Source organism: Mycobacterium sp. Aquia_213 (genome assembly GCF_026625985.1).
Classification (GTDB): Bacteria; Actinomycetota; Actinomycetes; order Mycobacteriales; family Mycobacteriaceae; genus Mycobacterium.
The window spans coordinates 3588068-3600035 of record NZ_CP113116.1 but is presented as its reverse complement, the minus strand read 5'-3'; the positions used below and the strand labels follow the sequence as shown (position 1 = coordinate 3600035).

11 protein-coding genes are annotated in these 11968 nt (G+C 69.2%); 8 read left to right on the top strand and 3 right to left on the bottom strand.

Annotation, left to right across the window (positions count from 1 at the left end):
- Positions 1-37: 37 nt before the first annotated feature.
- Both LMQ14_RS16720 and LMQ14_RS16715 read right to left on the bottom strand, forming a co-directional pair.
- Positions 38-1015, bottom strand: a complete 978-nt coding sequence (locus LMQ14_RS16720) for a hypothetical protein (RefSeq protein ID WP_267730668.1) — start codon at positions 1013-1015, stop codon at positions 38-40.
- Positions 1016-1129: 114 nt separating this feature from the next.
- Positions 1130-2176 carry a hypothetical protein gene (locus LMQ14_RS16715; protein WP_267730667.1) on the bottom strand — a complete coding sequence of 349 codons (1047 nt, stop codon included), beginning with the start codon at positions 2174-2176 and terminating at the stop codon, positions 1130-1132.
- Positions 2177-2343: 167 nt separating this feature from the next.
- On the opposite strand from LMQ14_RS16715, the gene LMQ14_RS16710 reads away from it, so the two are divergent.
- On the top strand, positions 2344-3699 hold the full coding sequence (locus LMQ14_RS16710; protein WP_267730666.1) for a replication-associated recombination protein A: 1356 nt from the start codon (positions 2344-2346) through the stop codon (positions 3697-3699).
- 4 nt (positions 3700-3703) lie between these two features.
- Here LMQ14_RS16710 and LMQ14_RS16705 read toward each other — a convergent pair whose 3' ends face one another.
- Positions 3704-4327, bottom strand: coding sequence for a hypothetical protein (locus tag LMQ14_RS16705; RefSeq protein WP_267730665.1), 624 nt, complete (start codon positions 4325-4327; stop codon positions 3704-3706).
- A gap of 198 nt (positions 4328-4525) precedes the next feature.
- Here LMQ14_RS16705 and LMQ14_RS16700 point away from each other — a divergent pair, with 198 nt between their 5' ends.
- The 7 genes from LMQ14_RS16700 to LMQ14_RS16670 all read left to right on the top strand — a co-directional run bounded on the left by LMQ14_RS16700 (position 4526) and on the right by LMQ14_RS16670 (position 11946).
- On the top strand, positions 4526-4915 hold the full coding sequence (locus LMQ14_RS16700; protein ID WP_267735557.1) for a secondary thiamine-phosphate synthase enzyme YjbQ: 390 nt from the start codon (positions 4526-4528) through the stop codon (positions 4913-4915).
- Positions 4916-5003: 88 nt separating this feature from the next.
- The gene (gene alaS, locus LMQ14_RS16695) at positions 5004-7709 is read left to right on the top strand and encodes an alanine--tRNA ligase (protein WP_267730664.1); all 2706 of its coding nucleotides are present in this window, start codon (positions 5004-5006) and stop codon (positions 7707-7709) included.
- Positions 7710-8240 carry a Holliday junction resolvase RuvX gene (gene ruvX, locus LMQ14_RS16690; protein WP_267730663.1) on the top strand — a complete coding sequence of 177 codons (531 nt, stop codon included), beginning with the start codon at positions 7710-7712 and terminating at the stop codon, positions 8238-8240.
- Complete coding sequence (locus LMQ14_RS16685) at positions 8230-9477, top strand: endolytic transglycosylase MltG (RefSeq protein WP_267730662.1); 1248 nt, start codon at positions 8230-8232, stop codon at positions 9475-9477. Before ruvX ends, LMQ14_RS16685 begins: the two co-directional genes overlap by 11 nt.
- Positions 9452-10285, top strand: a complete 834-nt coding sequence (locus tag LMQ14_RS16680) for a shikimate dehydrogenase (protein ID WP_267730661.1) — start codon at positions 9452-9454, stop codon at positions 10283-10285. The genes LMQ14_RS16685 and LMQ14_RS16680 overlap by 26 nt, the downstream gene beginning before the upstream one ends.
- Positions 10286-10295: 10 nt before the next feature.
- Positions 10296-10706, top strand: coding sequence for a prepilin peptidase (locus LMQ14_RS16675; RefSeq protein WP_267730660.1), 411 nt, complete (start codon positions 10296-10298; stop codon positions 10704-10706).
- 67 nt (positions 10707-10773) lie between these two features.
- Positions 10774-11946 carry an acyl-CoA dehydrogenase gene (locus tag LMQ14_RS16670; protein WP_267730659.1) on the top strand — a complete coding sequence of 391 codons (1173 nt, stop codon included), beginning with the start codon at positions 10774-10776 and terminating at the stop codon, positions 11944-11946.
- The last annotated feature ends 22 nt before the right edge of the window (positions 11947-11968 follow it).

Here is an 11968-nt window from a genome sequence, read left to right as displayed (position 1 = left end):
ACGCCGCAGCGCGCCGCCGGTCGCGGAGCCGGGCCGCCTACGCGGGCAGCGGCCCCGGTGGCGGGCCGGCCGGCGGTCCCGGCTGGTAGCCGGGCTGTTCGGCCGACGCGACGTGACCGCCGGAAAGCTTGCGGTAGGCGTAGGTGAGGATCAGCGCCACGACGGGCGCCGCCACCAACAGGCCGACGCCGCACGCCAGCGCACCGACGAAAATCGTCGCCATTGTCACCAGCCACACCAGCAGGGAGTTGACGAAATTCGACCCCACCAACGAGAAGCCCGACCCGAACCCCTTGATGGCGTTCTCCGAGCGATCGACGACGAACAGGATGATGAACTGGGTGAAGATCCCCACGACGATGCCGGGAACGAAGCACGCGGCGTAGCCGATCGAGGTGAGAATGCTGACCAGGAATGCGGCGAGAAACGCCATGCCGAGGTTGCGCGGCTTGAAGAAGGATCCGATGCTCACCGGCCGGCCGTCCGCGAGATCCAGGCATCCCGACAGGAACGCGGCCTGGGCATACGCGGTCACAAGCAAGGAGACGAGGTAGCCGAGCCCGACGATGGCCGTTCCGGTGGGACTGAGATTCGCAGCGAAGTCGAAGTCGTAGTCGGAGGAGTCATACGGTGTCACGTTCGCGCTCATGTTCTGGCCGACAAAGTTCAGGGCGGACGCCGCGGCGAACAGCAGGCCGTAGACCAGGGTCGGAACGATCAGCGCGGCGGCGTTCTTGGTGAAGGTGTTCCAGGCCCAGCTGAACGCCGCACCCACACTGAATTGCGGGGCGGCCGGGGCGCCGTAGCCCGGTGGCGGGCCGTAGCCGGGGGGTGGGGCGCCGTAGCCGGGGGGCGGCGCACCGTAGCCAGGTGGCGGGCCGTAGCCGGGGGGCGGCGGCGGGGGTGCGCCGTAACCGGGTGGCGGTGGCGGGGGTGCGCCGTAGCCGGGTGGCGGTGGCGGCGGCGCGCCGTAGGGGTCGGCCGGGTTACCTGGATATTCGGGGGGCTGGCTCATCTGCCGTCCTCATGTGAATGCGCGGAACTTGGCCACCCGGAACTTAACAAATAAGCGGTCGGGTGGCGAGGATTGGCGCAGGCGGGTTTCTGGGTCCTCGCCGCCGGCGACGTACTAGGCGAACTGCTGTCCGGGTGGGGGCCCGGCCGGCGGTCCCGGCTGGTAACCGGGCTGCTCCAGCACAACGACCTGACCGCCGGAAAGCTTGCGGTAGGTGTAGATCTGAATCAGCGCCGCGACCGGGATGGCGACGATCATGCCGACACCGCACAACAGTTCGCCCACCAGCACCACCGCGTACTGCACGAGCCACGACAGCAGCGCGGGGCCGATGTTGGCCCGCGTCGTCGCGATGCTGGCCTTGATGGCTTCCACCGGTGACAGCGACCGGTCGACGACGAACGGGATGGCGAACAACGTGAGGAACGCGAAGATGAGGCCCGGGATGATGCACAGGATCGATCCGACCACCGCGCCGAACGCAACCAGCAGCGCGACGACGAATACCGGGCCGAGATTGCGGGGCTTGAAGAACGTTCCGATGCTCACCGGCTTGCCGTCGGCGATGTCCAGGGCGCCGGTCGTTAACCCAGCGTGCATGTATATCGCGGCGATGAAGACCAGGATGTAGCCGACGATCATCACCGCGATCGAAGCGGGGCCGTAGGCGATGTCGACGCCACTGGTGGTCTCGCCGTAGCTGTTGGTGTAGGTCGTGGCGGTGCTCTCACCGAAGACCATTGGCAACAGCCCGGCGATCAGGGCGAAGACGGTGATCACCGTGCCGTAGACCAAGACCGGAACGATCAACGCCGCGGGGTTCTGCATGAACTTGGCCCACGACCACTTGACCGCCTCGCCGACGTCGAATTTCGGCGCGGTGGAGCCACCGAAGCCCGGCTGCGGCGGGTAGCCGGCCGGCGGTGCGCCGTACCCGGGGGGCGGCGGGGGCGGTGCCCCGTAGCCGGGGGGCGGTGCGCCGCCGGGAGGAGGTCCGGGCGGGTTGTAGCCGCCCGGCGGCGGGCCGTAGCCCGGTGGCGGCGGGGGCGGTGCGCCATAGCCCGGCGCGGCGTGCCAAGGCGGTTGCGAGTAGCCCGGAGGGTTCTGGTCGCCGCCGAGCGGGTCGGCCGGGTCACCTGGTTGTTCTGGGGGCTGGCTCATTTGCCGTCCTAGTTTGCTGTCGGAAAAGCTGGCGGGCACACGCACGGAACTTGGCAACCCGGAACTTAGCAAATATGCGCCGGGGGAGCGAGGATTGAGCTTTGCTTGCTTCGCGCCTGTTCGGGCGCGGTCGCCACCAATGCGCGTACCTGTCCGAGCTGCGTGGTATGTCTGAAGCCGTGTCCGACGGTCTGTTTGACCTGCCCGGCGAGTCGCGGACGGCCAACGACGCCCTGGGCGTGTCGGCCGGTGCGCCGCTGGCGGTGCGGATGCGCCCGGCATCGCTGGACGAAGTCGTCGGGCAGGACCACTTGCTGGCGCCCGGGTCGCCGCTGCGCCGCTTGGTCGAGGGCTCGGGGGTGGCCTCGGCCATCCTGTACGGCCCCCCGGGAAGCGGCAAGACGACGTTGGCGGCGCTGGTCTCCCAAGCGACCGGCCGCCGGTTCGAAGCCCTATCGGCGCTGTCGGCCGGGGTCAAAGACGTCCGCGCGGTCATCGACAGCGCGCGCCGGGCGCTGCTTGCCGGCGAGCAGACGGTGCTGTTCATCGACGAGGTGCACCGGTTCTCCAAAACCCAGCAGGACGCGTTGCTGTCCGCGGTGGAGAACCGGGTGGTGTTGCTGGTGGCCGCGACGACCGAAAATCCGTCGTTCTCGGTGGTGGCGCCGTTGCTGTCGCGGTCGCTGATCCTGCAGCTGCGCCCGCTGACGGCCGACGACATCCGCGTCGTGGTGCAGCGCGCGATCGACGATTCGCGGGGCCTGGGCGGCCAGATCGGCGTGCAACCCGAGGCCGTCGACCTGCTGGTGCAATTGGCCGCGGGCGATGCCCGCCGCGCGCTGACCGCGCTGGAAGTCGCCGCCGAAACCGTCGAGGCGGGCGGCGAGCTGACGGTCGCGGCCGTCGAGCAATCACTGGACAAAGCCGCCGTGCGCTACGACCGCGACGGCGATCAGCACTACGACGTCATCAGCGCGTTCATCAAATCGATGCGCGGCTCCGACGTCGACGCGGCGCTGCACTATCTGGCCCGCATGCTCGTCGCGGGGGAGGATCCGCGATTCATCGCGCGGCGGCTGATGATCCTGGCCAGCGAGGACATCGGCATGGCCGACCCGACGGCGCTGCAGATCGCGGTCGCCGCCGCGCAGACGGTGGCGCTGATCGGCATGCCCGAAGCGCAACTGACGTTGGCGCACGCCACGATTCACCTGGCGACCGCGCCGAAGTCGAACGCGGTGACCACCGCACTGGCCGCGGCGATGAACGACATCAAGGCGGGTAGGGCTGGCCTGGTGCCTGCCCATCTGCGCGACGGCCACTACTCGGGAGCGGCCGCACTCGGCAATGCGCAGGGCTACAAATACGCCCACGACCACCCGGATGGCGTTGTCGCGCAACAATATCCGCCGGACGAGCTGGCGGACGTCGACTACTACCGGCCCACCGGTCGCGGCGTCGAACGCGAGATCACCGGGCGCCTGGAGCGGTTGCGCGCGATCATCCGCCGCAAGCGCGGCTAGCCGCTCAGACCAGGTCGGCCACTTTCACGTTGGCGATCGCCAGCTCGAACTCGGCGACGTCGACGATCTCGACCCCCAGGTCGCGGGCCCGCCGGCTGCGCAGCTCGCTGGCCGTGTCGCTGTTGCGGGCCATCGCCTCCTGGCTCTCGAACGTCGTGCACAACACCGCCCGCCGCGAGGTGGGGTGGTCGACCAGCAGGCTGGCGTTGCAGAAACCCTCGAGGTCCTCCATCTCCGGAACCACGATCAATTGGTAGAAGTCGAGAGAGCGCTCGAGCTGGTCCGGCACGATCTTGACCCAGGTGGCCCGCACCGCGGCGCCCTCGAGCGACGGCTGGCGCCGGTTCAGGAAGGCCACGCTCCATTCCTGCACGCTCGCGCTGCCGTCGAACATCAGCGCGATGTGGTCGCGAATGATGGCCACCCGCTCGGCGCTGGCGCGCATCTCCTTGATGCTCTCCCATGAGCTGGTGGCGACGCAGCGGCCGGATTGTCGGTCTACCAACAGCGAAAGGCCGACACACCCGTCAAGCTCCTCCATGGCCGGCACGACGACGTCGCGACAATGCGCGATTCCGGTGTCGACCGACTCGGGTTGTCCCTCGATGGTGAAAGAACGTGCGAACACGGATGGACCCCTAACTCGTCTGAGCAACGCCCCCGGCGTCGCGTTCGGCCCCCCTGACAAGTAACCTTCCTCCTCCCGGCTAGCGCTGGCAATGGCTTCCCGCAGTGTTCTCGGCGTGTCCGCTTCGTGTGGCCGTGCTCACAGACGATTGGCTGGTCAGCGCGGGCGCGCCGTACTCTTGGTCAGATGCATACGGATGTGCTCGAGGTGGACACCACCAGTCGTCGCATCGTGGATCTGACCGATGCGGTGCGCAGGTTTTGCTTCTCCTGTGGGGATGGCTTGTGCAACGTGTTCGTCCCGCATGCGACGGCTGGGGTGGCGATCATCGAGACCGGCGCCGGTTCCGACGACGACCTGCTCGACACGCTGGACCGGCTGTTGCCGCGCGACGACCGCTACCGGCACGCGCACGGCTCGGCCGGACACGGCGCCGACCACGTGTTGCCGGCGATCGTCTCGCCGTCGGTGACGCTGCCGGTCGCGGCCGGCGAGCCGCAGCTGGGGACCTGGCAAAGCGTTGTTTTGGTCGACCTCAACCGGGACAACCCGCGGCGCTCGGTGCGGTTGAGCTTTTTGGAGGGTTAGCTGCCGGGAATTCGACGGCGCCGGGACCGGTACTGTGAGCGGTCGAAACGCGTCGTTGGACAGCCCTTATAGGAAGAAGCGGAAAAGAGTGCAGACACACGAGATCAGGAAACGGTTTCTTGATCACTTCGTGAAGGCGGGTCACACCGAGGTGCCGAGCGCATCGGTGATCCTCGACGACCCCAACCTGCTGTTCGTCAACGCCGGCATGGTCCAGTTCGTGCCGTTCTTCCTGGGCGCGCGCACCCCGCCGTACGCGACGGCCACCAGCATCCAGAAGTGCATCCGCACCCCGGATATCGACGAGGTGGGCATCACCACCCGGCACAACACCTTCTTCCAGATGGCCGGCAACTTCTCGTTCGGCGACTACTTCAAGCGCGAGGCCATCGCGCTGGCCTGGGATCTGTTGACCAACAGCGTCTCCGAGGGTGGTTACGGGCTGAACCCCGAAAAAATATGGACGACGGTCTTTTTCGACGACGACGAGGCCGTCCAGCTGTGGCAGGAGATCGCCGGCCTGCCGCTCGAACGGATCCAGCGCCGGGGCATGGCCGACAACTATTGGTCGATGGGCATCCCCGGGCCGTGTGGTCCGTCGTCGGAGATCTACTACGACCGCGGCCCGGAATTCGGCATCGAGGGCGGCCCGATCGCCAACGAGGACCGCTACATCGAGATCTGGAACCTCGTGTTCATGCAGAACGAGCGCGGCGAGGGAACCAGCAAGGAAGACTTCGAGATCCTTGGGCCGTTGCCGCGCAAGAACATCGACACCGGCATGGGTGTGGAGCGGGTCGCGTTCATCCTGCAGGGCGTGCACAACGTCTACGAAACCGACCTGCTGCGGCCGGTCATCGACCTGGTGGCCGCGCGCGCACCGCGCGGCTATGACGCCGGCAACCACGACGACGACGTCCGCTACCGCGTGATCGCGGACCACAGCCGCACCGCCGCGATCCTGATCGGCGACGGCGTCAGCCCGGGCAACGACGGCCGCGGCTACGTGCTGCGCCGGCTGCTGCGCAGGGTGATCCGCTCCGCCAAGCTGCTGGGCATCGAAGGCCCGATCGTCGGCGACCTGATGACCACCGTCCGCGACGCGATGGGCCCGTCATATCCCGAACTCGTCACGGATTTCGACCGGATCCGCCGCATCGCCGTCGCCGAGGAAACCGCGTTCAACCGCACCCTGGCGTCGGGGTCGAAGCTATTCGACGACGTTGCGGGAACCACCAAAGCTGCTGGGGCCAAGGTGGTTTCGGGTTCGGACGCCTTCACCCTGCACGACACCTACGGCTTCCCGATCGAGCTCACCCTGGAGATGGCCGCCGAGGCGGGCCTGCAGGTCGACGAAATCGGCTTCCGGGAACTGATGGCCGAACAGCGCAAGCGCGCGAAGGCCGATGCCGCCGCGCGCAAACATGCGCACGCCGACCTGACCGCTTACCGCGAGCTGGTTGACGCCGGCCCGACCGAGTTCACCGGTTTCGACGAGTTAAGCTCCGAGGCAAGGATTTTGGGCATCTTCGTCGACGGCAAACGAGTCCCGGTGGTGTCGCACGCCGACGGCGTCGGCGCCGATCGCGTCGAGTTGATTCTGGACCGCACGCCGCTGTACGCCGAGTCCGGTGGGCAGATCGCCGACGAGGGCACGATCAGCGGAACGGGTGCCGGCGAGAGCGCGCGGGCCGCGGTCACCGATGTGCAGAAGATCGCCAAAACCCTTTGGACGCATCGGGTTAACGTCGAGTCTGGCGAATTCGTCGAGGGCGACACCGTCGTCGCGGCGGTAGACGCCGGCTGGCGTAAGGGCGCCACCCAGGGGCACTCGGGTACCCACATGGTGCATGCCGCACTGCGACAAGTGTTGGGCCCCAACGCTGTTCAGGCCGGATCGCTGAACCGTCCGGGGTACCTGCGCTTCGACTTCAACTGGCAGGGCCCGCTGTCCGACGAGCAGCGCACCCAGGTCGAGGAAGTGACCAACGAGGCCGTGCAGGCCGACTTCGAAGTGCACACGTTCCTCGAGCACCTCGACAAGGCCAAGGCGATGGGTGCAATGGCGATGTTCGGCGAGGCCTACCCGGACGAAGTGCGGGTGGTGGAGATCGGCGGCCCGTTCTCGCTGGAGCTGTGCGGTGGAACGCATGTGCACAATTCGGCGCAGATCGGCCCGGTGACAATCCTGGGCGAATCGTCGGTCGGCTCCGGGGTGCGCCGGGTGGAGGCCTACGTCGGGCTGGAGTCGTTCCGGCACCTGGCGAAGGAGCGGGCGCTGATGGCGGGGCTGGCATCGTCGCTGAAGGTGCCGTCCGATGAGGTGCCCGCCCGGGTGGCCAATCTGGTCGAGCGGCTCAAGGCTGCGGAGAAGGAACTCGAACGCGCCCGGCAGGCCGGCGCGAAGGCCGCGGCGGCGAATGCGGCGGCCGGTGCGGAGCGGATCGGTAACGTCCGTGTGGTGGCGCAGCGGATGTCGGGCGGGATGACGGCAGGCGATCTGCGCTCCCTGGTCGGCGACATTCGGGGCAAGCTGGGCAGCGATCCCGCGGTGGTCGCGCTGATCGCCGAGGGGGAGGGCGAGACCGTCCCCTACGCGATAGCCGCCAATCCGGCCGCCCAAGACCTCGGGATCCGGGCCAATGAACTGGTCAAACAGCTCGCCACGGCCGTCGACGGCCGTGGCGGGGGCAAGCCCGACCTGGCGCAGGGCTCCGGAAAGAATCCGACCGGCATCGACGCGGCGCTGGACGCGATCCGCTCCGAGATCGCCGTGATAGCGCGGGTCGGTTGAGTGGAATTGGCACAGCATCGCTTGCCCGACCGGCCCGGCGACCCTAACCACGACCCCGGGCGGGGACGGCGGCTAGGCATCGACGTCGGCACCGTGCGCATCGGGGTGGCCGCCAGCGATCCCGACGGCATCCTGGCCACACCGGTGGAAACGGTGCGCCGGGACCGCTCCGGCAAGCACCTGCGACGGCTGGCCGAGCTCGTCACCGAACTGGAAGCGGTCGAGGTGGTCGTCGGGTTGCCCCGGACGCTGGCCGACCGCACCGGGCCGTCGGCGCTCGACGCGATCGAGCTGGCCGAGGCGCTGGCGCGGCGGGTTTCGCCCACGCCGGTGCGGCTCGCCGACGAACGACTGACCACCGTCAGCGCGCAGCGTGCCCTGCGCGCGGCGGGTGTGCGCGCCAAGGAGCAGCGGGCGGTGATCGACCAGGCGGCGGCCGTGGCGATCCTGCAGAGCTGGCTCGATCAGCGCCGGGCCACGCTGGCCGAGTCCGGGGCCCAGGCGGCGGGGGATGTCATCGATGGTGGATAGCGCGCGGGACGAACGGGCCGAGCCGACCGCGGTCGGTCCACCCCGGCACCGCACCAGCCGGATGGCCCGGATCAAGGCCGAGCGCGGGCGCCGGCGGCGCCGTTTCACCGGCCGCATCGTCTTGGGCGTGCTCGTCGTGATCGTGGTGGCCGCGGTCTTCGTCGGCTCCAAGATGTGGCACACGGTGTTCGGCGCCGGGGACGACTACAGCGGAGACGGCAAGCGCGACATCGTGATTCAGATCCAAGCCGGCGACTCGACGACGATCGTCGGCGAGACGCTGCTCAACCAGGGTGTGATCAAGACCGTCCGGGCCTTCATCAACGCCGCGCACGGCAACGCCGCGATCAACTCGATCCAGCCGGGCTTCTACCGGATGCGCACCGAAATCCCGGCGGCTTCGGCTGTCGAGCGGCTGACGGACCCCGGCAACCGGGTGGGCAAACTGGTGATTCCGGAAGGGCGTCAGCTCGACGACACCACCGACATGAAGACCAACAAGGTCAACCCGGGAATCCTGACGCTGATCTCGCGCGCCACCTGTGTGGATCTCGACGGCAACAAGCACTGCGTCTCGGTGGACGAGCTGCGCGCGGCGGCGGGCAACACCCCGCCCAACGTGTTGTCGGTGCCGGCCTGGGCGATTCAGCCGGTCACCGAGCTGGGCACCGATCACCGCCGGATCGAGGGGCTGATCGGGCCCGGGACCTTCAACGTCGACCCGTCGGCCACGCCGCAGAACATCCTGGCGAACCTGATCAGCGCCGGGGCCGCGGAGTACATGCAGTCCGGGCTGGTGGACACCGCCGCGGCGATGAAGCTGTCGCCGTACGACATCCTGGTGGTGGCCTCGCTGGTGCAGCAGGAATCCAACTCGCAGGACTTCGCGAAAGTGGCGCAGGTCATCTACAACCGCCTGAACGCGCACCACACGCTGGAGTTCGATTCGACGGTGAACTATCCGCTGGACCGCCGCGAGGTGGCCACCAGCGACGCCGACCGGGCCCAGAAGACGCCGTGGAACACCTACGTCTCGCCGGGTCTGCCCGCCACGGCGATCTGTTCGCCCGGCATCGATGCGCTGCATGCCGCCGAGCATCCCGAGCCGGGTGACTGGTTGTACTTCGTCACCATCGACGCCCAGGGGACCACGCTGTTCACCAAGGACTACAAGCAGCATCTGGCCAATATCGAGCTGGCTAAGCACAACGGTGTCCTCGACAGCACGCCCCGCTAACCCGGCGCCTTCCCGCAAGGCGGCCGTCCTCGGGTCGCCGATCGCGCATTCGAAATCGCCGCAACTGCACCTCGCGGCCTATCGCGCGCTGGGCCTGGACGGCTGGACCTACGAGCGCATCGAGTGCGGCGCCGAGGAACTGCCGGGTGTCGTCGGCGGGTTCGGGCCGGAATGGGTCGGTGTGTCGGTGACGGCGCCGGGCAAGTTCGCCGCGCTGCGGTTCGCCGACGAGCGCACCGAGCGCGCCGAGCAGGTGGGATCGGCCAACACGCTGGTGCGCACGCCCCGCGGCTGGCGGGCGGACAACACCGACATCGACGGCGTCAGCGGGGCGATCGGATCGGCCTCTGGATGGGCGCTGGTCTGTGGATCGGGCGGCACCGCGCCGGCGGCCGTCGTGGGCCTGGCCCAGCTTGGAGTCGGCGGCATCACCGTCGTGGCGCGCAACCCGGAGAAGGCGGCCCGGCTGGTGGATCTGGGGGCGCGGGCCGGCGTGCCGACGCGGTTCTGCGAGCTGGACGGGGACGGCCTGGCCGCTGAGGTGGCGGCGGCGCAGGTCCTGGTCAGCACGATCCCGGCCGAGGTGGCCGCGCGGTATGCCGGCACCTTCGCGACGATTCCGGTGCTGCTGGACGCCGTCTACGACCCGTGGCCCACCCCGCTGGCCGCCGCGGTGGCCGACGTGGGCGGGCGCGTGATCAACGGCGTGCAGATGTTGCTGCACCAGGCCTTCGCGCAGGTGGAGCAGTTCACCGGGCTGCCCGCCCCGCGCGAAGCGATGACTGGCGCTCTGGCCGCCCTGGACTAGGGTCCCGCGGGTGCGGGCGACAGCGGCGGCGGTGGTTCTGGTCTGGCTGGTGGCGCTGAGCTGCCACGACATCCGGCGACGCCGACTGCCCAACCTGCTGACGCTGCCCGGGGCCGGGCTGATCCTGGTGGCCGCCTGTTGCCTCGGGCGCGGCGTGCCCGCGCTGGCCGGAGCCGCGGCATTGACCGGGCTGTATCTGCTGGTGCACCTGATCGCGCCGGCCGGGATGGGAGCCGGCGACGTGAAACTGGCGATCGGCCTGGGCGGGCTGGCCGGCGGTTTCGGCGTCGCGGTCTGGTTTCTGGCGGCTTTGGCCGCGCCGGTGCTGACCGTGCTGCTGGGCGTGGTGTGCCGCGCCGCCCCGGTGCCCCACGGTCCGTCGATGTGCCTGGCCACCGCGGGTGCAGTGCTGCTCGGTTGAGCCCGGTTAAAAATTGTGACGCTGCAAATCGTTGCCGGTTTGGCTGTGCGCGCCTAACTTTCGGCGCATGCCTGGGGTCGATCATGTGCTCGCCGACATCGCCGGGGACTACCGCCTGCGCTTGGCCGACGGCTTGACCGAGCCGCCGCTGCGCGGGCTCAAACTCGTCCGGGAGCAGCGGCTGGGCGCCGTGCGGCTGGCCCGCGAACACGGTGGCGCGGGCTATACGGTGCCGGAGTTCTTCGACCACCTCATCGCGCTGGCCGCGGCCGACCCCGATCTGGCGCACATCCTGCGGGTGCACCACGCGCTGGTCGAGGAGCTGCAGATCAGGCCGAAGCGCCCGGGCAGCGAGCGCTGGATCGCGATCGTCGCCGAGGGCGGGCTGATCGGTGGGGCCAACTCCGAGCAGAGCCAGACGTCGATCGGAGGCAACAACCGCGACACCCGGCTGGTGGCCACCGAGCACGGCTTGCGGCTGCGTGGCCGGAAGTTCTACAGCACCGGCGCGCAGTTCTCCGACCATCTGCGGATCACCGCGCAGGGCGACGACGGCGCCCCGACCGCGGTGGTGATTCCGGTCGACCGGGCCGGCGTCGAGCACGTCGACGACTGGGACGGCATCGGTCAGCGCCAAACGGGCAGCGGCACAACGGTATTCGACGACGTGGAGGTCGCGGCCGACGAGGTGTTCCCGCTGGGCGCCAACATCGGTCTGGACCGCGCCCGGGGCGCGCTGATGCAGCTGTATCTGCACGCGATCGCCGCCGGGATCCTGCGCGCGCTGACGGCCGACGCCGCGGCGCTGGTGCGTGGGCGGCGGCGCACCTACACCTTCGCCAGCGTCGACCAACCGACCGCCGACCCGCAGCTGCTGCAGATCGTCGGCGAGATCGACGCGGTGGCCTACACCGCGCAGGCGCTGGTGCGCAGCGCGGCGGCCGAACTCGCGCCCGCGCTCGACGCGGCGCGCGACACCGGGATCGACCCCGAATTGGAGAAGCGGGCGTCGATCTCGGCCGCCCGCGTCAAGGTCGCGATCCAGGAGCCCGCGCTGCGGGCGGCATCGCGCGTCTTCGACGCGGGTGGTGCCTCCGCGATACAGGCATCGGCGCTGTTGGACCGGCACTGGCGCAACCTGCGGACGCTGTTCTCGCACAACCCGACGGTCTACAAGGCGCGGGTGCTCGGCGACGTCGCCGTCAACGGCGCGGAACTGCCGGATACCAGCTTCTTCTGAGGCAGCGCGCGGATTTAAGCCC

Coding starts and splice junctions, on each gene's coding strand:
- LMQ14_RS16720 (WP_267730668.1), bottom strand. CDS start 1,015: ATGAGCCAGCCCCCCGAATATCCAGGTAACCCGGCCGACCCCTACGGC.
- LMQ14_RS16715 (WP_267730667.1), bottom strand. CDS start 2,176: ATGAGCCAGCCCCCAGAACAACCAGGTGACCCGGCCGACCCGCTCGGC.
- LMQ14_RS16710 (WP_267730666.1), top strand. CDS start 2,344: ATGTCTGAAGCCGTGTCCGACGGTCTGTTTGACCTGCCCGGCGAGTCG.
- LMQ14_RS16685 (WP_267730662.1), top strand. CDS start 8,230: ATGGTGGATAGCGCGCGGGACGAACGGGCCGAGCCGACCGCGGTCGGT.
- LMQ14_RS16670 (WP_267730659.1), top strand. CDS start 10,774: ATGCCTGGGGTCGATCATGTGCTCGCCGACATCGCCGGGGACTACCGC.